16 protein-coding genes are annotated in these 16,619 nt (G+C 73.8%); 7 read left to right on the forward strand and 9 right to left on the reverse strand.

Translation table 11 applies throughout. The annotated features are described in order from the left end of the window. Positions 1–13 precede the first annotated feature (13 nt). Together ACFZAU_RS26555 and ACFZAU_RS26560 are read left to right on the forward strand one after the other, a co-directional pair. Complete coding sequence (locus tag ACFZAU_RS26555; protein ID WP_500554254.1) at positions 14–1,246, forward strand: MFS transporter; 1,233 nt, start codon at positions 14–16, stop codon at positions 1,244–1,246. A 76-nt stretch (positions 1,247–1,322) separates the two neighbouring features. After that, positions 1,323–2,069, forward strand: a complete 747-nt coding sequence (locus tag ACFZAU_RS26560) for a maleylpyruvate isomerase family mycothiol-dependent enzyme (protein WP_500554255.1) — start codon at positions 1,323–1,325, stop codon at positions 2,067–2,069. A gap of 32 nt (positions 2,070–2,101) precedes the next feature. Here the strand turns inward: ACFZAU_RS26560 and ACFZAU_RS26565 are convergent, their stop codons facing one another. Continuing rightward, entirely contained in the window at positions 2,102–2,497 is a 396-nt protein-coding gene (locus ACFZAU_RS26565; RefSeq protein ID WP_499607600.1) for a MarR family winged helix-turn-helix transcriptional regulator, read from the reverse strand. An 87-nt stretch (positions 2,498–2,584) separates the two neighbouring features. On the opposite strand from ACFZAU_RS26565, the gene ACFZAU_RS26570 reads away from it, so the two are divergent. Beyond that, the gene (locus ACFZAU_RS26570; protein ID WP_500554256.1) at positions 2,585–4,087 is read left to right on the forward strand and encodes an MFS transporter; all 1,503 of its coding nucleotides are present in this window, start codon (positions 2,585–2,587) and stop codon (positions 4,085–4,087) included. 60 nt (positions 4,088–4,147) lie between these two features. On the opposite strand, the gene ACFZAU_RS26575 is transcribed toward ACFZAU_RS26570, so the two are convergent. Genes ACFZAU_RS26575 through ACFZAU_RS26585 form a run of 3 tightly spaced genes read right to left on the reverse strand, consistent with a single transcriptional unit; the run spans position 4,148 to position 6,859 of the window. After that, positions 4,148–4,813, reverse strand: coding sequence for a response regulator (locus tag ACFZAU_RS26575; RefSeq protein WP_499607605.1), 666 nt, complete (start codon positions 4,811–4,813; stop codon positions 4,148–4,150). Next, positions 4,810–6,078 (reverse strand): sensor histidine kinase, encoded by a 1,269-nt coding sequence (locus ACFZAU_RS26580; RefSeq protein ID WP_500554257.1) that lies wholly within the window; start codon positions 6,076–6,078, stop codon positions 4,810–4,812. Before ACFZAU_RS26580 ends, ACFZAU_RS26575 begins: the two co-directional genes overlap by 4 nt. A 58-nt stretch (positions 6,079–6,136) precedes the next feature. Next, on the reverse strand, positions 6,137–6,859 hold the full coding sequence (locus tag ACFZAU_RS26585) for a TetR/AcrR family transcriptional regulator (protein WP_500554258.1): 723 nt from the start codon (positions 6,857–6,859) through the stop codon (positions 6,137–6,139). A gap of 152 nt (positions 6,860–7,011) precedes the next feature. On the opposite strand from ACFZAU_RS26585, the gene ACFZAU_RS26590 reads away from it, so the two are divergent. Then, entirely contained in the window at positions 7,012–7,470 is a 459-nt protein-coding gene (locus tag ACFZAU_RS26590; protein ID WP_499607612.1) for a nitroreductase family deazaflavin-dependent oxidoreductase, read from the forward strand. Here the strand turns inward: ACFZAU_RS26590 and ACFZAU_RS26595 are convergent. Together ACFZAU_RS26595 and ACFZAU_RS26600 are read right to left on the reverse strand one after the other, a co-directional pair. Beyond that, on the reverse strand, positions 7,463–8,116 hold the full coding sequence (locus ACFZAU_RS26595) for a DUF4230 domain-containing protein (protein WP_499607615.1): 654 nt from the start codon (positions 8,114–8,116) through the stop codon (positions 7,463–7,465). The two genes, ACFZAU_RS26590 and ACFZAU_RS26595, sit on opposite strands and share 8 nt — an antisense overlap. A gap of 102 nt (positions 8,117–8,218) precedes the next feature. Further along, on the reverse strand, positions 8,219–9,448 hold the full coding sequence (locus ACFZAU_RS26600) for a geranylgeranyl reductase family protein (RefSeq protein ID WP_499607619.1): 1,230 nt from the start codon (positions 9,446–9,448) through the stop codon (positions 8,219–8,221). Between the two features lie 156 nt (positions 9,449–9,604). Here ACFZAU_RS26600 and ACFZAU_RS26605 point away from each other — a divergent pair, with 156 nt between their 5' ends. Then, complete coding sequence (locus ACFZAU_RS26605; protein WP_500554259.1) at positions 9,605–10,963, forward strand: dipeptidase; 1,359 nt, start codon at positions 9,605–9,607, stop codon at positions 10,961–10,963. 45 nt (positions 10,964–11,008) lie between these two features. Here ACFZAU_RS26605 and ACFZAU_RS26610 read toward each other — a convergent pair whose 3' ends face one another. Both ACFZAU_RS26610 and ACFZAU_RS26615 read right to left on the reverse strand, forming a co-directional pair. Continuing rightward, the gene (locus ACFZAU_RS26610; RefSeq protein WP_499607625.1) at positions 11,009–12,049 is read right to left on the reverse strand and encodes an NUDIX hydrolase; all 1,041 of its coding nucleotides are present in this window, start codon (positions 12,047–12,049) and stop codon (positions 11,009–11,011) included. Positions 12,050–12,872: 823 nt separating this feature from the next. Beyond that, positions 12,873–13,880, reverse strand: coding sequence for an ROK family protein (locus tag ACFZAU_RS26615; protein WP_499607628.1), 1,008 nt, complete (start codon positions 13,878–13,880; stop codon positions 12,873–12,875). 86 nt (positions 13,881–13,966) lie between these two features. Here ACFZAU_RS26615 and ACFZAU_RS26620 point away from each other — a divergent pair, with 86 nt between their 5' ends. After that, positions 13,967–14,953 carry a LacI family DNA-binding transcriptional regulator gene (locus ACFZAU_RS26620; RefSeq protein WP_499607642.1) on the forward strand — a complete coding sequence of 329 codons (987 nt, stop codon included), beginning with the start codon at positions 13,967–13,969 and terminating at the stop codon, positions 14,951–14,953. Positions 14,954–15,004: 51 nt separating this feature from the next. Here the strand turns inward: ACFZAU_RS26620 and ACFZAU_RS26625 are convergent, their stop codons facing one another. After that, positions 15,005–15,484: a hypothetical protein gene (locus tag ACFZAU_RS26625; protein WP_500554260.1), complete on the reverse strand. Its 480-nt coding sequence runs from the start codon at positions 15,482–15,484 to the stop codon at positions 15,005–15,007. Positions 15,485–15,571: 87 nt separating this feature from the next. On the opposite strand from ACFZAU_RS26625, the gene ACFZAU_RS26630 reads away from it, so the two are divergent. Then, positions 15,572–16,573 carry an acetylxylan esterase gene (locus ACFZAU_RS26630; RefSeq protein ID WP_500554261.1) on the forward strand — a complete coding sequence of 334 codons (1,002 nt, stop codon included), beginning with the start codon at positions 15,572–15,574 and terminating at the stop codon, positions 16,571–16,573. Positions 16,574–16,619: the final 46 nt, after the last annotated feature.

Here is a 16,619-nt window from a genome sequence, read left to right on the forward strand (position 1 = left end):
CTATTCTCACTTTGTGCCGAGCCTAAACAAAATACGGAGCGTACTCAGCAGGCAAGATCCCGCAAGTCCGGCGCTCCCGCTGGTGCGCCTCCGTGTCGCCCTCACCGCGTTCTTCGCCCTCGACGGATTCGTCTTCGCCGGCTGGGTCGTTCGCATCCCCGCCGTCAAGGAGCAGGTCGGCGCCTCGGCGGGCGCTCTCGGTCTCGCCCTGCTCGGCGTGTCCACGGGGGCGGTCGTCACCATGATCCCCAGCGGACGGCTGTGCCGGCGCTTCGGCGCCCGGCAGGTGACCGTCGCCACCGGGGCGATCCTGTCACTGAGCGTCGCGCTGCCTCCGTTCACCCACTCCCCCCTCGCCCTGGGTCTCGTGCTGCTCCTGCTCGGTGTGGGCTTCGGCGGCATGAACGTCGCCATGAACAGCGTCGCCGTCGACCTGGTGGCCGCACTGCGGCGCCCCATCATGCCCGGTTTCCACGCCGCGTACAGCCTGGGCGGACTGGTCGGGGCGGGCGTCGGCGGGCCTCTGGCCGCACGGCTGACCCCGGCTCAGCACCTCGTGGGCGTCGCCCTGTTCGGGCTCCTGGCCACCGTGCTGCTCGGGCGGCTCCTGCTGCGGCACGCGATCCCCCGTCCCACGGAGAGCGCCGGCGCGGCGGGCAGCGGGGAGGGTGCGCCGGGCACCGCGCGTCCCGGCACCCGGCGCATGGTCGCCGTCTTCGGGCTGATCGCCCTCTGCACCGCCTATGGCGAGGGGGCGCTCGCCGAATGGGGTCCGCTCCACCTGCAGGAGGACCTGCACACCGGCCCGGCCCTCGCGGCCGCCGGATACGCCTCCGTCGCCCTGGCGATGACCGTGGGGCGTCTGTCCGGCACCGCGCTCCTGCTGCGGCTCGGCCCGACGCGTGCGGTGGTGCTGGGCGGACTGACCGCGGGTGCCGGAATGCTGCTGGGGGCGTTGGGGCCCACGGTCTGGCTCGTCCTGACCGGTTTCGCGGTCACCGGACTCGGGCTCGCCAACGTCTTCCCCGTCGCCATCGGCCGGGCCGGCGCCCTCGGCGGTCCCGGTGGTGTGGCCACCGCCTCCACCCTGGGGTACGCGGGCTTCCTGCTCGGGCCGCCCACCATCGGCTTCCTCGCCGACGCCTACGGGCTGCCGGTGGCGCTGACCACGGTCGCCGCGCTCGCGGTGGTGGCCGCCGTGGTCGCGCACACGACCCGGCACGCGTCCGCGGCCGCCGGAGTCTGACGCCCCGCGTCCGGGCGCGGCAGGCGCATCGCGCCGCTGCGGCCCGGTTGTCGGTGCCGGCTGGCACAATCCCGACATGGAGACAGCCGAGTTCATCGAGGTCCTGCGGCGCGAGGGCGGACTGCTCGCCGACGCGGCGGAGGCGGCCGGGCTCGACGCCGTGGTGCCGTCCTGCCCCGGCTGGCGCGTGCGCGAACTGGTCCGCCACCAAGGCACCGTGCACCGCTGGGCGACCCGTTACGTCGCGGAGGGACGTCGGCAGCCGGAACCCATGGAGGCCGAGACTCCGGAGGACGACCCCTCCCTGCTCCCCTGGTTCCGCGAGGGTCACGGGCTGCTGGTCGCGGCCCTCGAAGCGGCACCCGCCGACCTGGACTGCTGGTCCTTCCTCAAGGCGCCCTCCCCGCGCGCCTTCTGGGCACGGCGCCAGGCGCACGAGACGGCGATACACCGCGTGGACGCCGAACTGGCCCTGGGCCGCGCCCCGTCACCCGTCGGCCCGGAGTTCGCGGCCGACGGCGTCGACGAGTTGCTCGCGGGTTTCCACGTACGGCCGAGGAGCCGGGTCCGCAGCACGACGCCCAGGACGCTCCGCGTGCGTACGACGGACACCGACGCCGCGCGGGACGTCTGGCTGGCGCGCCTGTCGGCTGAACCGCCGGTCGTCGAGCGGGCCGTGCCCGGCGAGGCGGACTGCACGGTGAGCGCCGCCGCCGAGGAGCTCTACCTGACGCTGTGGAACCGGGGCGCCTACGAGGATCTGCGGGTCACCGGGGACGCATCCGTGATCGACCTGTGGCGGCGCACCGCGGCGATCGGCTGATCCACAGCCGCCGGACCGGGGAGGGCGCGCCCTCAGACCTGGCCGAGCATCCGCTCCAGGACGGCTCGTTGCGCCGGCTTGGCCTCCTCGTGGCGCGCCCGGCCGGCGTCGGTCAGCGCGACCCGCACCCCGCGCCGGTCCTCACTGCAGATGCCACGGCTCACGAGGCCGTCCTTCTCCAGCCGGCCGACCAGCCGGGAGAGCGCGCTCTGGCTCAGGTGCACGCGGTCCGCGAGCTCCTGGACGCGGTAGGTGCACCCGCCCTCGTCCGGGTTTCCCTCGGCGAGCAGGTCGAGCACCTCGAAGTCGCTCGCGCCCAGACCGTGCTGGTTCAGCTCACGGTCGAGCTCGCACGCGGTGCGCGCGTGCAGGGAGAGGACCTCACGCCACCGCTCCACGAGCACATGCTCACTCTTCACGCCGGTCATGGCCGCAGGATAGCAGAAAATCAACACTAGATGTACGCACATTAAATGCACTTGCATTTGATGCATGCGCATGTAGTGTTCCTCGACATGACCTCTCCGCACACCGCCGCCGTCCGCGGTCCCGAAGGGCGCTGGAGCGCCCGGCAGTGGGGCACCCTGCTGGTGCTCTGCGCCGCGCTCTTCCTCGACGCCCTGGACGTCTCGATGGTCGGCGTGGCCCTCCCGTCCATCGCGGACGACCTCGACCTCTCCACCTCGTCGCTGCAGTGGGTCGTCAGCGGCTACATCCTCGGCTACGGCGGCCTGCTGCTCCTCGGCGGCCGGGCCGCCGACCTGCTCGGCCGGCGCCGGGTCTTCCTCGTCGCCCTCGCCGTGTTCGCCGCCGCCTCACTGCTCGGCGGGCTCGTCGACTCCGGTGAACTCCTGATCGCCAGCCGCTTCATCAAGGGCCTGAGCGCCGCGTTCACCGCCCCTGCGGGCCTGTCCATCATCACCACGACCTTCGCCGAGGGACCGGTCCGCAACCGCGCCCTCAGCATCTACACCACCTGCGGCGCGACCGGCTTCTCCATGGGCCTGGTCCTGTCCGGCCTGCTCACCGAGGTGGGCTGGCGCTGGACGATGCTGCTGCCCGCCCCCATCGCGGTCCTGGCCCTCGTGGCCGGCATCCGGCTGATCCCGACGAGCCCCCGTGAGCGGCACTCCGGCCGCGGCTACGACCTGCCCGGCGCCCTGACCGGCACCGGTGCGATGCTGCTGCTCGTCTTCACCGTCGTCCAGGCCCCCGAGGCTGGCTGGGCCTCGGCCCGCACCCTGCTCTCCTTCGCCGCCGTCGCCGTCCTGCTGACCGCCTTCGCCGTCATCGAGCACCGCAGCACCCATCCCCTCGTACGGCTGGGCGTCCTGCGCTCGCCCCACCAGATACGCGCCAACCTGGGCGGCGCCGCGTTCTTCGGCTCCTACGTGGGCTTCCAGTTCCTCGTCACCCAGTACATGCAGTCGCTGCTGGGCTGGTCGGCCCTGCAGACCGCACTGGCCTTCCTGCCCGCGGGGGCGCTGGTCGCGCTCGCCTCCACGCGGATCGGTCCCCTGGTGGACCGCTTCGGGACACCGCGGGTGATCGCCACCGGCTTCACCCTGCTGTTCGCCGGCTACGTGCTCTTCCTGCGCGTCGACCTCACCCCGAGTTTCGCCGCGGTGATCCTCCCGTCCATGCTGCTGCTCGGCGCCGCGTGCGCGCTGGTCTTCCCGTCGCTCAACATCCAGGCCACCAACGGGGTGCGCGACGAGGAGCAGGGCATGGTCTCCGGCCTCCTCAACACCTCCTTCCAGGTGGGCGGCGCCATCTTCCTCGCGGTCGTCACCGCGGCGATCACCGCCGGGTCCGGCGACGGGCACCCGGCCTCCCCGCAGGCGACGCTCGACAGCTTCCGGCCCGGGCTGGTCGTGGTCAGCGCCATCGCCCTGGCCGGGCTGCTGATCACCCTCACGGGGCTGCGCCGCAGGGTGTCGTACGGATTCGTGGTCGCCTCCTCCTCCGACACCGCCGCACCGGCGAGCGAGGAGCGCAAGGTCCCCGCGCGGGACTGACCGGCACCGGCCCCTCGCCCCGGGCCCGCGCGGACCACGGTCCGCGCGGGCCCTTCCGGCTCAGCCGAGCCAGCCCGGCCGCACCAGGCCGGACTCGTAGGCCAGGACGACGAGCTGGGCCCGGTCCCGGGCGCCGAGCTTCACCATCGTGCGGCTGACGTGCGTCTTGGCGGTGAGCGGGCTCACCACCAGGCGGCGGGCGATCTCCTCGTTGGACAGGCCGATCCCGACCAGGGCCATCACCTCGCGCTCCCGCTCGGTGAGCCGGTCCAGTTCCGCCGCGGCCGAGGGCTCCTTGGACCGGGCCGCGAACTCGGCGATGAGCCGCCGGGTCACCCCGGGCGAGAGCAACGCGTCGCCGTCCACCACCGCCCTGACGGCGCGCACCAGTTCCTCCGGCTCGGTGTCCTTGACCAGAAAGCCGGAGGCGCCGGCCCGGATGGCCTCGAAGACGTACTCGTCGAGCTCGAACGTGGTGAGGATGACCACCTTGACCCCGGCGAGCGCCGCGTCCTCGGTGATCCGGCGGGTGGCCTCGAGACCGTCCATGACCGGCATGCGGATGTCCATCAGCACCGCGTCCGGGGTGAGTTCGCGGACCATGCGCAGGGCCTGGGCGCCGTCGGACGCCTCGCCCACGACCTCGATGTCGGGCTGGGCACCGAGCAGGGCGGCGAAGCCCGCCCGTACCAGGACCTGGTCGTCGGCGAGCAGGACCCGCGTCATGGGCTCTCCTTGTCGGGGACGGACGCCGTCGCGGCGCCCGCGGCGAGCGGAAGCAGGGCCAGCACACGGAAGCCCCCGTCGGCGCGCGGTCCGGCCTCGACGGTGCCGCCGAGCGCCGCCGCCCGCTCACGCATGCCCAGCAGCCCGTTGCCCCCGCCCGTGGAGTCGTGGGCGTGGTCGGCGGTGGCGGTGGCGGGACCGTCGTCGTCGATCCGCAGCTCGACCGCGTCCGGGCGACGGGAGACGCGGACACGGGCGGTGCGGGAGCCCGAGTGGCGGATGACGTTGGTCAGCGCCTCCTGGACGATCCGGAACGCCGCCAGGTCCACGCCGGGCGGCAGGGCGGCGGCGCGGCCCTCGCGGGTGATGTCGACGGCCAGGCCCGCGCCCGCGGCCTGTTCCAGCAGTTCGGGCAGCCGGTCCAGGCCCGGGGCCGGCGAACGGGGGGCCTCCCCGGGACCGCGCAGCGTGCCGAGCACCTGGCGCACCTCGCCGAGCGCCTCCTTGCTGGCCGCCTTGATGGTGGTCAGCGCCTGCCGGGCCTGCTCGGGGCGCTCGTCCATGAGGGCGAGGGCCACCCCGGCCTGCACGTTGATGACGGAGATGCTGTGCGCGAGCACGTCGTGCAGCTCCCGGGCGATGCGCAGCCGTTCCTCGTCGGCGCGGCGCCGCTCCGCCTCGGCCCGCTCCCGCCGCTCGCGGACGAACTGCTCCCTGCGCAACCGCCACAGCTCCGCGACGGCGAGGATCGCCAGCAGCCAGGCGGCGGCCCCCGAGACCTGGGCCCACGAGGCGGCTTTGTCCCCCGCGGGCGGCAGCCAGCGGTACAGCCACACGGTGATGAGCAGGTAGGCCGTGTACAGGGCGCCCGCGATGACCAGGACGGCACCGCGGCGACCGGCGGCCACGGCCGTGAAGTAGGCGGCGACGATGCTGAGGAAGACCGGCCCGTACGGGTAACCCCCGGCGACGTACACGAGCGTCACGGCCGAGACGGCGGCGGCCACGGCGACGGGCGCGCGGTTGCGCCACAGCAGCAGTACGGGCCCGGCGAGCAGGAGCGCGTAGCCGAAGTGGTCGAGCCCGGCCCGGCCGGCCGCGTTGTGCGAGGCGGCCGTGGTGCCGACCACCTGGACGACCGCGACGACGAGCGACGAGACCCAGGGGTGGCGCAGGCGATCGGCGCCAGGGCGGTGTCCCGTCCCGTCGCGGCGCCACCACGGCCCCCGGGGCGGGCGGCCCCCCGGTGTCCTGTCGTCGGTCATGCGGCCACGCTAGACCGGGATGCGGCGGGTCGGCGTCCGGTCGGCGGGGTGACCGCGTCTACTCCCCGTGGAGTACGCGACCGCGGCGGAGTCCCGTCTGGTGGGCGAGGCCCGCGACGGCGTGGTCGAAGAAGTCGTCCCGCGCCTCGACCACGTTGTTGAACTGGCCGAACACCTCGAAGCTCAGGAGTCCGAAGAGCTGTGCCCAGGCGGCCACGAAGGACGGGATCACCGCCGGCGGCAGATCGCCGTCCAGGTCCTTGCTGAGCCGCCAGGCGTCGGCGTGGACGGCCTCGGTGAGCGGGGCGTCGGGCGGGGGCACGGCGAGCGCCCCGGCGGTGTGGGCCTCCTCGGCCACGGTGAGGAGGGCGAGCCCGACCCGGGACGCGGGCCCGATCGTGTCCAGCGGGGCGGAGTAGCCGGGCACGGGGGAGCCGTAGATGAGGGCGTACTCGTGCGGATGGGCGAGCGCCCAGCGGCGGACGGCCCGGCAGATCTCACTCCAGCGCTCCACCGGGTCGGTGCCGCCGGCGCGGGCCAGGGCCTCCTCCGCTGCGGCGCCCACGGCGTCGTAGGCGTCGACGATGAGGGCGGTGAGCAGCTCGTCCCGGCTGGGGAAGTAGCGGTAGAGCGCTGAGGAGACCATGCCCAGCTCGCGTGCGACGGCGCGCAGCGAGAGCCTCGAGGCGCCCTCGTCGGCGAGCTGCCGGCGCGCCTCTTCCTTGATGGCCGCGGTCACTTCGTCGCGGGCCCGTTCCCTGGCGGTTCGGATGACGCTCATGGGGATCAGTGTAGGCGGGGATGGAGCGACGACCAAGAACGAGAGCAGTGCTCTTGCCATGAGGTGCGGACTCGTGCACACTGTTCTCAAGCGAGAGCACCGCTCACGGACCGGTCCACGGTCCACGGCCCGCGCGTCTTCGAGGAGTCCTCATGTCCGAGCACGTCATGAAGCCCGGCTGGTTCACGGTCAACGTCCTGAACCGCACGGTGGCGTGGCTGACGCGTCGCGGCCTCAGCGTGTGGGGGTCCCGCGTGCTGGCCGTCCGCGGCCGCAAGAGCGGGGAGTGGCGGCGCACCCCGGTCAACCTGCTGGTGGTGAACGGGGAGCGCTACCTCGTGGCGCCCCGCGGGCACGTCCAGTGGACGCACAACATGCGGGCCGCCGGCGGCGGCCGGCTGCTCCTGGGCAAGCGGGCCGAGGAGTTCAGCGCGACCGAGGTCGCCGACGACGCCAAGCCCGAGCTGCTGCGTGCCTACCTCAAGCGCTGGAAGGCCGAGGTGGGCGTGTTCTTCGGCGGTGTGGGGGCGGACTCCACCGACGAGGAACTACGCGCCATAGCCCACAAGCACCCGGTCTTCCGCATCACCGGGCTCCGGCCCGTCAGCTGAAGCGGACCTCCACCTTCTCGAAGCCCAGCGAGGTCAGCAGCCGTTCCAGCATGGCCCGGGTGTTGGTCTCCGCCCGCTTCGTCAGCTCCGTCGACTCGGCCGCCTGCTGGATCTTCTTCGCGGCGAGCTTCTGGACCTGCTGTTCGTCCCCGGGATGCGAGGAGAAGAAGTCACCGAGCCGGTCGAAGAAGCCGCGCTCCTGGGCGACCACGTAGGAGCGGTCGGGGTCGAGCGAGGCCCGCTCCAACTGGGCGTGGGGCAGGGTCAGGACCGCGGAGGTCCGGTCCTCGGAGACGATGACGCCCTTCGGGCCCACGTCACCGAGGTCCACGTAGGCGTCGACACTGCCGGCCCCCACGTAGAGCGTGCGCCTGCCGCGCACGGCGTCGGGAAGGAACTTTGCGTCCTTCTCCAGGTCGACCACCACCTGGAACTCGCCGCTGGCCCCCTCGAATCGGTTCATGTCCTGAATCGCCTTGAGCACCACGGGACCGGTGCGGTCCTTGGTCTCCTCGGCGAAGGGGTTGGGCAGACCTGGTATCAGGTCGGCACGTGCGACCAGAAACAGAAGTCCGCCGAGCACTACGAGCCCGGTGAGCGTACGCACCCACCACGGCAGCCTTCCGTCTTCATTCCTCAAGGGCATGACGAGGACACCTCCCACAAAGTTGTCTGCCCCTCAACTCCCCCTTTATGGCGTGCCGGAGGGTGCCATCGCAAGATCAATCGGAGGGTTCCGTCGCCGAGATCAGCGGCGGTCGAAGGACTCCAGGGCGCGACGGGCCAGAGGGTGGGAGCGCACGAGCTCGGCGAGCGAGCTGGAACCACGGGTGATCTTGGCGAAGGCGTTCCACGCGGGAGGAAGGGTGGTGAGTGCGGCGTGCAGCAGACCGGGGCGCTTCTCGAAGACGCTCAGCATGCGACGGCCGACGCCCATTTCGACACCGAGGCCGGCCTTGACCGCGAAGGCGTAGTTCAGGGCCTGGCGACGCGCGTCGACCGCGTCGTTCGCCTCGGCGATCCGTACCGCCCACTCCCCCGCCAGGCGGCCGGACCGCAGCGCGAAGGAGATCCCCTCGCGGGTCCACGGCTCCAGCAGGCCCGCCGCGTCGCCGCACACCAGCACGCGACCGCGCGAGAGCGGCGAGTCGTCGGCACGGCAACGGGTGAGGTGGCCGGAGGAGATGCTCGGTTCGAAGCCGGCCAGACCGAGCCGGCCGACGAAGTCCTCCATGTAGCGCTTGGTGGCGGCGCCGTCGCCGCGCGCCGAGATGACACCGACCGTCAGGGTGTCGCCCTTGGGGAAGACCCAGCCGTAACTGCCGGGCAGCGGGCCCCAGTCGATGAGCACCCGGCCCTCCCAGTCCTCGGCGACCTCCGCGGGGACCGGGATCTCGGCCTCGAGCCCCAGGTCCACCTGGGCCATCTTGACGCCGACGTGGGCGCCTATGCGGCTGGCCGAACCGTCGGCGCCGACCACCGCGCGGGCGAGGACCGTCTCGCCGTCGTTGAGGACCACCGCGACGGTCCGCCGGTCCGGGACGGAGGTGCCGTGCTGCTCGACCCGGGAGACCGACGCCCCGGTCCGCAGCTGCGCGCCCGCCTCGACGGCCGCGTCCACCAGCCGGGCGTCGAACTCCGGGCGGTTGATCAGCCCGAAGAGCATCTGCCGCGACCTGCGGGTCCGGCTGAGCCGGCCGTTGAGGCTGAAGGTCACCGCGTGCACCCGGTCGCGCAGCGGGAGCTCGAACCCCGGTGGCAGCGCGTCGCGGGACGGCCCGATGATGCCGCCGCCGCAGGTCTTGTAGCGCGGCAGTTCGGCCTTCTCCAGCAGGAGCACGCGGCGTCCTGCGCTCGCCGCGGCGTAAGCCGCCGAGGCCCCGGCGGGCCCGGCACCCACCACGACGACGTCCCACACCGCTGCGCCGTCGGCGCCCTCCGCCGAACCGCCGTCCTGCGCCTCGTACTCGCTGCTCACGTGTGCTTCCGCTCCCGTCCGACCCACCGACTGCCGTCGCCCCTGCTCAGCCGCATACTAATCCGCGGGGTGAGCGAGGCTGCCTGTGGCACCATCGATCACGACCACCAGTCCACGAACATCGCGTTCGACCTGTCCCACCCCTCAGGAGCGCCCATGTCCGCCGCACCACTCGCCGCAACCGTCGCCGCACTGATGCCGCGGGCCCGGACCGAGCTGGCCGAGCTGGTGTCGTACCGCTCGGTGGCCGACCCGCGGCAGTTCCCCAAGAGCGAGTGCGAGCAGGCCGCCTCCTGGATCGCCGAGGCCCTGCGCACGGAGGGCTTCGAGGACGTAGCCCTGCTGGACACCCCGGACGGCACGCAGTCGGTGTACGGCTACCTGCCCGGTCCGCAGGGGGCGCCCACCGTGCTGCTGTACGCGCACTACGACGTGCAGCCGCCGCTGGACGAGGCCGGCTGGCTGTCGCCCCCGTTCGAGCTCACCGAGCGCGACGGCCGCTGGTACGGACGTGGCGCGGCCGACTGCAAGGGCGGCCTGATCATGCACCTCACCGCGCTCCGCGCGCTGCGCGAGAACGGCGGGGTCCCGGTCGGCGTGAAGATCATCGCCGAGGGCTCGGAGGAGCAGGGCACCGGCGGCCTGGAGCGCTACGCCGAGGAGCACCCCGAGCTGCTCGCCGCGGACGCCATCGTCATCGGCGACTCGGGCAACTTCCGCGTCGGCCTGCCCACCGTCACGGCGACCCTGCGCGGCATGGCGCTTGTCGACGTGAAGGTGACCACCCTGGAGGGCAACCTGCACTCCGGCCAGTTCGGCGGCGCGGCACCCGACGCGCTGGCCGCCCTGGTCCGCATCCTGCACACGCTCCACGACGACTCCGGCGCCTCCACCGTGACGGGTCTCACCGCCGACGCGGCCTGGGACGGGCTGCAGTACGACGAGGGGAACTTCCGCGCCGACGCCAAGGTGCTCGACGGAGTGGAGCTGATGGGCACCGGCACGGTCGCCGACCGCCTCTGGGCCCGCCCGTCGGTCACCGTCATCGGCATCGACGCCCCTCCGGTGGTCGGCGCCACGCCGTCCGTGCAGGCCACCGCCGGCGCGAAGGTCAGCCTGCGGGTCCCGCCGGGCGTGGACGCCCAGCACGCGGCCAAGCTGCTCATCGCCCACCTGGAGGCCGCCGCCCCCTGGGGCGCCCGCGTGGAGGTCACCCAGGTCGGCAGCGGCCAGCCGTTCCGCGCGGACACCTCCAGCCCGGCGTACGCCTCGATGGCCGAGGCGATGCAGGCGGCCTACGGCACGGAGATGGAGATCGCCGGCATGGGCGGCTCCATCCCGCTGTGCAACACCCTGGCGACGCTCTACCCCGAATCGGAGATCCTGCTGATCGGCCTGAGCGAGCCGGAGGCGCAGATCCACGCGGTGAACGAGAGCGTCTCCCCGGAGGAGCTGGAGAAGCTCTCGCTCACCGAGGCGCTCTTCCTGCAGAAGTACGCCGCCAAGGCGGTCTGATCTCAGCGGGTGGCCGGTGGGCGTCCGAGGGGGGCCTGGCGCCTCTCAGCCGCCCACCGGCACCCCGGCCTCCAGGTTGAGCACGGTGGCCCGCTCACGCGCCCGCAGGGCCCAGCACAGCCGGGTGTGCCGGACGGGCGGCAGCATGGAGGCGGCCTCGTCCTCCGTGGCGAAGCGCCAGCCCCGCAGTTCGGCGCCGGGCAGCAGCAGGCGTTCGGCGTCCGCCGCGGGCAGCCGCCCGCCGTCGAAGAGCAGCCGCAGACCGCCGTAGCCGGGCGGCAGCGGCGGTTCCCAGTCGACAACCAGGAGCCGGGGCACTACCGGTAGGCGGAGGCCGAGCTCCTCGGCGACCTCCCGCATGCCGGCCCGGGCGGGCGCCTCTCCGGGCTCGACGACCCCGCCGGGGAACTCCCAGCCGGGCTTGTAGGTCGGGTCGACCAGCAGCACCCGGTCGTCCTCGTCGAAGAGCAGCACGCCCGCCGCGAGGGTCTCGGTGGTGGGCTCCGGGGTCTGCACGATGTCGCAGGCACCGGCGCCCTCGCGTATCGCCTCGGCGATCCGCTCGGCCGTCGCGCGCGGGGCGAGCCCCGCGGTGTCGACGACGTGGGCGTCCGCCGTGAGCCAGGGCAGGGCCTCCCGGTAGGCGGGCAGGTGGTCCAGGCACCAGGCGCGGATCCCCGCGCTGGCCTCGGGATCGTCCGGGACGTCGGCACGCTGGTCGATCCGCTCACGCAGAACCGTTTCCTCAGCGTGCAGCAACACATGCCGCACGGTGATCCGGCGGGCCGCCAGCCCGCCGAAGATCTCGTCCCGGTACTCCTGCCGCAGCAGCGTCATCGGCACCACCAGCGGTCCCCCGCCCACCTCGGCGAGCAGAGCGGCCGCGGTGTCGACGACCAGCCGCCGCCACGCGGGCAGTTCCTGGTAGTCGGAGACCTCGCCCAGCCGCTTCTCCGGGAGCATCAGCCGCAGCCCGCTGCCGATCAGTTCCGGATCGTAGAGCACGCTGCCCGGCAGCAGTTCGAGCAGTTCGCGTGCCGCAGTGGTCTTCCCCGCGCCGAACGTGCCGTTGAGCCAGACGATCACGGTGCCCCCTCTTCCGTAGCCCGGTAGCCCCCTACGAATTGCCCGGATCATCGGCGTCGGCAAACGCGCAGACCCGGCCATCGGCGCATACCGGTGGGTTCGGCACCGGGGAACGTGCGGCATCCCGCACGCCGAATGCGGCATGAACGGCGACGCCGAACCCGGCCGACGAGGGCGAGCCTCGGCACCGTACGGCAGGCGACCTGCGGCCCAGGCCGACGACCGGCGCGGCGAGCGCCCCGGGGCCTGTCGACCCCGGACGTCTCGGCCCTCGCATTACTTGTGCGCACGAGGGCGTCCTCCCGCGCCGCCTCGTCGGCGCCGCGCAGGTCGAGGACGGTGCCGGGGTCGGTCCTTGGCGGCCCTCAGGGTCAGTCCGGCGCGGTGAACCGCGGCGGCGGCATCAACACCTGAGCGCCACGAGCCCCGCGCCGCCGCGAGCAGGTTGCCGTCGGACGACGTCCCGGCCCCGAGGGGCCGCAGGCCCGCGAGGCGCGCCCGGCACGTCGCGACCCGAGCGCACAGCATTCCGCCCGCGGGGACCACGGCATCTCACCGGCACGGACAGCCGGCATCAGACGTGCCCGAGGACCGCCGAGGCGCTGCGCCCCGACGGCCTCGTGAACCTCTCCGCGCAGTGCGGGCCTGCCCGACACAGGCGGAGGGTCTCCGGACCACCGACACCGGCCCCGCGCCCGTCCTCAGCGGTGCCCGTCACGTCGCCCTCGCGAAGGCCGTATGGCCGGGGCGCCCGCGCGTCCGGGCACCATCAGGCCGTGTGCCCCGCGGCCCTCCCCGGGAAGCTCCCGCCGGGAGCGCTCCGCTACGCGCCGGTCGCGAAGGCCTCCAGCCGCAGTGCCTGCGCCGCGGCGGCCGCCGCACCCACCAGGCCCGCGTCCGTGCCGAGCACCGCGGGGACGACCTTCACCCCGGAGGCGAACGACAACGTGGCGTACCGGCGCATGTGCGCGCGGAGGGGCTCGAAGAGGAGCGGGCCCGCGCCCGCGACTCCGCCGCCGATCACGGCGAGGTCGATCTCGACCAGGGTGGCCGTGGCGGCGATGCCCGCGGCCAGCGCCTGCGCGGCGCGGTCGTACGAGGCGAGGGCGAGGGGGTCGCCCTCGCGGGCGGCCCGGGCGACGGCGGCCGCGTCGGACTCCTCGCCGTGGGCCGGACGCCAGCCGGACTCCAGGGCGCGCCGGACGATGTTGGGCCCGCTGGCCAGGCGCTCGACGCAGCCGCGGCTGCCGCAGGGGCACACGTCGCCGTCGAGGTCCACGCTGATGTGGCCGATGTGCCCGGCGTTGCCCGTCGGGCCGGGGTGGAGCTTGCCGCCCAGGACCAGACCGCCGCCGACACCGGTGGACACCACCATGCACAGGGCGTTGTCGTGCCCGCGGGCCGCACCCTGCCAGTGCTCGGCCGCGGTGATCGCGATGCCGTCGCCGGTGAGCACGACCGGCAGCCCGCCGACCCGCTCACCGACCTGGCCGACCACCGGGAAGTCCCGCCAGCCGGCGATGTTGACCGGGCTCACCGTGCCGCGCGAGGCGTCGATCGGCCCGGCGCTGCCGATGCCCACCGCGACGACCCGCGGCCAGCCCGCCGACTCGCGCAGCCCCGCCAGCACCTCCGCGAGCGCGCCCATCACGGTCGCCGCGTCCCGGTCGGCGGGTGTCGGGCGCTGCACCCGTACGAGCAGCTCGCCGCGGGCGTCCACCAGGGCGCCCGCGATCTTGGTGCCGCCGATGTCCACGGCGGCGATCAGCGGACCCGCGCCGGCGGCACCCGACGGCGGGACGATGGACTCGGCAGAGCTCTCGAACGGCATGGGCGTAGTGTCGCCCTTTGTTGACAACGTTGTCCAGCCCATAGGATCACGGCGTGACCGATATTCCGCGCACCGCCCGCCCCACCATGAAGGATGTCGCGGCCCGGGCCGGCGTCGGCCTGAAGACGGTTTCGCGTGTCGTCAACGAGGAACCGGGCGTCACCGAGGACACGATCTCACGCGTCCAGGCGGCCATCGACGCCCTCGGCTTCCGCCGCAACGACAGTGCGCGGCTGCTCCGCAAGGGCCGTACGGCCAGCATCGGGCTGGTCCTGGAGGACCTCGCCGACCCCTTCTACTCCCCGCTCAGCCGTGCCGTCGAGGACCTGGCAAGGGCGCACTCGACGCTGCTGTTCACCGGCTCTAGCGCCGAGGACGCCGACCGCGAGCAGGAACTGGTGCTCGCCTTCTGCGCCCGCCGGGTGGACGGGCTGGTCATCGTGCCCGCCAGCGAGGACCACCGCTACCTCGAGCCGGAGATCGCGGCCGGCGTCGCGACCGTCTTCGTCGACCGCCCCGCGGGCGGCATCGACGCGGACGTGGTGCTCAGCGACAACGCCGGGGGCACCCGCGAGGGCGTGGCCCACCTCATCGCCCACGGGCACCGCCGCATCGGGTTCATCGGCGACCTCCCCCGCATCCACACCGCCGCCGAGCGCCTGCGGGGCTACCGGGAGGCGATGGAGGCCGCCGGGCTGCCCGTGCACGAGGGCTGGGTCTCCTGCGGGCCCACGGCCCCGGGCCGGGTCCGCGCCGCCGTGGAGTCCATGCTCAGCGGCCCGGAACCGGTCACCGCCCTGTTCGCCGGCAACAACCGGATCACCGTGACCGCGGTGCGGGTCCTCGCCGACCTGCCCAGCGTGGTCGCCCTCGTCGGCTTCGACGACTTCGAGCTCGCGGACCTGCTGCGGCCCGCGATCACCGTCGTCGCCCAGGATCCGGGGCTGCTCGGCCGTACCGCGGCCGGACTGCTCTTCCAGCGGCTCGACGGCGTCGCGGGCGCCCCCAAGCGGGTCGAGCTCGCCTGCCGGCTCGTCCCGCGCGGCTCGGGCGAGCTCCCGCCGGTGCCGTAGCGGCGCCGCACCGGTTCCGCCGCCGCGCGCGGCGGAGCCGGGCCGTGCCCGTCAGCAGGCGTGCGCCATGACGGTGAAGGTCAGCGCGTTGAACGACCCCGGCACCGGGTCGTACGAGACCGTCACCGTCCAGCCGCCCTTCCCGAGGGCCACGTACGCGCCGCCCTTCCCGCGGCGCACTACCGTCCAGCCGCGCTCGCCCAGGGCGGTGGCCACGGCGGCGTACTCCCGCGCTCCGTCCTCCTCGGCGGCCGGCCAGGCGAGCATGCACTCCTCGCTGGGCAGGTCGGACTCCTCGTCGGCGGTCGCGACCAGGCCCATCACCGCGTTCTCCGCCCGGCGCACGCCTGCCTCGTCCGCCGCCGCGTCGAGCTCCGCCTCCACCGCGGCACGGCTCAGTGGAACCGAGCCGACCGGCACGGCACTTGCCGGTCCCGCCACCAGCCCGGCGAGCACGGCGACGGCAGCCGCCCTGAGCATCGCGCGCGTCATCGGCGAGCGGGGCGCCGGTTCCCGGCCGATCTCCTCCACGACGACACCATCCCATGCGGGACCGACAACCCGAAGCCATCGGGCGACCGTTGACATCCCGTCCCCTGAAACGATTCGATACCCGGCATGCCGCTCACCGACCTGCCGCTGGACGAACTGCGCCGCTACGCCCCCGAGATCGCCGAGCCCGGGGACTTCGACGCCTTCTGGGCCAGGACGCTGACCTCCGCCCGCGAGGCGGGGACCGGCCCGGCGGAGTACCGCAGGGTCGACTCGCCGCTGGCCACGGTCGAGGTGTTCGACGTGCGCTTCCCCGGCTGGGCGGGCCAGCCGGTCGCGGCCTGGCTGCTGCTGCCGCGCGGCGCGCAGGGGCCGCTGCCCGGGGTCGTCACGTACATCGGCTACGGCGGCGGGCGCGGGCTGCACCACGGGAACCTGTTGTGGAGCGCGGCGGGTTACGCCCACCTGGTCGTCGACTCGCGCGGCCAGGGCCACGACACCCCGGACCCCGACCCGGCCCCGGGTCCGCAGTACGTCGGCGGGTTCATGACCCGCGGCGCGGACGACCCCGAGCACTACTACTACCGCCGCCTGATGACGGACTGCGTGCGCGCCGTGGACGCGCTGCGCGCGCACCCGGCCGTCGACGCGGGCCGGGTCGTCGTCTCCGGCGGCAGCCAGGGCGGCGGGCTCGCGCTCGCGGTGGCCGGGCTGGCCCGCGAGGCCGTCGCGGCGGCCCTGGTCGACGTGCCGTTCCTCTGCCACTTCCGCAGGGGCGCCGAGACCGCCGCCGAGGGCCCGTACCCGGAGCTCGCCGAGTACCTCGGCGTCCACCGGCGCATCGAGCCCGAACGGCTCTTCGGCACCCTCGACTACTTCGACGGCGTCCACTTCGCCCCGCGCGCCACCGCGCCCGCGCTGTTCAGCGTGGGCCTGATGGACCCCGTCTGCCCGCCGTCGACGGTGTTCGCGGCGTACAACCGCTACGCGGGACCGAAGGACATCACGGTGTGGCGGTTCGGCGACCACGGCGGCGGCCGCGACTCCCAGTACGACGAGCAGATGCTGTGGCTGCGCGGTCTCGGACTGGCCCCGGCGGCGGAACGGAAGGACGGCGAGGACCGCTGACGCCGCTGACACCGGTGACACCGTCGGCGGCCACTCCCCCGGGTGA

This window comes from Streptomyces sp. NPDC008238 (assembly GCF_042956445.1).
Lineage (GTDB): Bacteria > Actinomycetota > Actinomycetes > Streptomycetales > Streptomycetaceae > Actinacidiphila.

Excerpts from the sequence above, each read along its gene's own strand:
- ACFZAU_RS26560 (WP_500554255.1), top strand. The coding sequence starts at position 1,323 with ATGGAGACAGCCGAGTTCATCGAGGTCCTGCGGCGCGAGGGCGGACTG.
- ACFZAU_RS26565 (WP_499607600.1), bottom strand. The coding sequence starts at position 2,497 with ATGACCGGCGTGAAGAGTGAGCATGTGCTCGTGGAGCGGTGGCGTGAG.
- ACFZAU_RS26570 (WP_500554256.1), top strand. The coding sequence starts at position 2,585 with ATGACCTCTCCGCACACCGCCGCCGTCCGCGGTCCCGAAGGGCGCTGG.
- ACFZAU_RS26575 (WP_499607605.1), bottom strand. The coding sequence starts at position 4,813 with ATGACGCGGGTCCTGCTCGCCGACGACCAGGTCCTGGTACGGGCGGGC.
- ACFZAU_RS26580 (WP_500554257.1), bottom strand. The coding sequence starts at position 6,078 with ATGACCGACGACAGGACACCGGGGGGCCGCCCGCCCCGGGGGCCGTGG.
- ACFZAU_RS26585 (WP_500554258.1), bottom strand. The coding sequence starts at position 6,859 with ATGAGCGTCATCCGAACCGCCAGGGAACGGGCCCGCGACGAAGTGACC.
- ACFZAU_RS26590 (WP_499607612.1), top strand. The coding sequence starts at position 7,012 with ATGTCCGAGCACGTCATGAAGCCCGGCTGGTTCACGGTCAACGTCCTG.
- ACFZAU_RS26595 (WP_499607615.1), bottom strand. The coding sequence starts at position 8,116 with ATGCCCTTGAGGAATGAAGACGGAAGGCTGCCGTGGTGGGTGCGTACG.
- ACFZAU_RS26605 (WP_500554259.1), top strand. The coding sequence starts at position 9,605 with ATGTCCGCCGCACCACTCGCCGCAACCGTCGCCGCACTGATGCCGCGG.
- ACFZAU_RS26615 (WP_499607628.1), bottom strand. The coding sequence starts at position 13,880 with ATGCCGTTCGAGAGCTCTGCCGAGTCCATCGTCCCGCCGTCGGGTGCC.
- ACFZAU_RS26620 (WP_499607642.1), top strand. The coding sequence starts at position 13,967 with ATGAAGGATGTCGCGGCCCGGGCCGGCGTCGGCCTGAAGACGGTTTCG.
- ACFZAU_RS26630 (WP_500554261.1), top strand. The coding sequence starts at position 15,572 with ATGCCGCTCACCGACCTGCCGCTGGACGAACTGCGCCGCTACGCCCCC.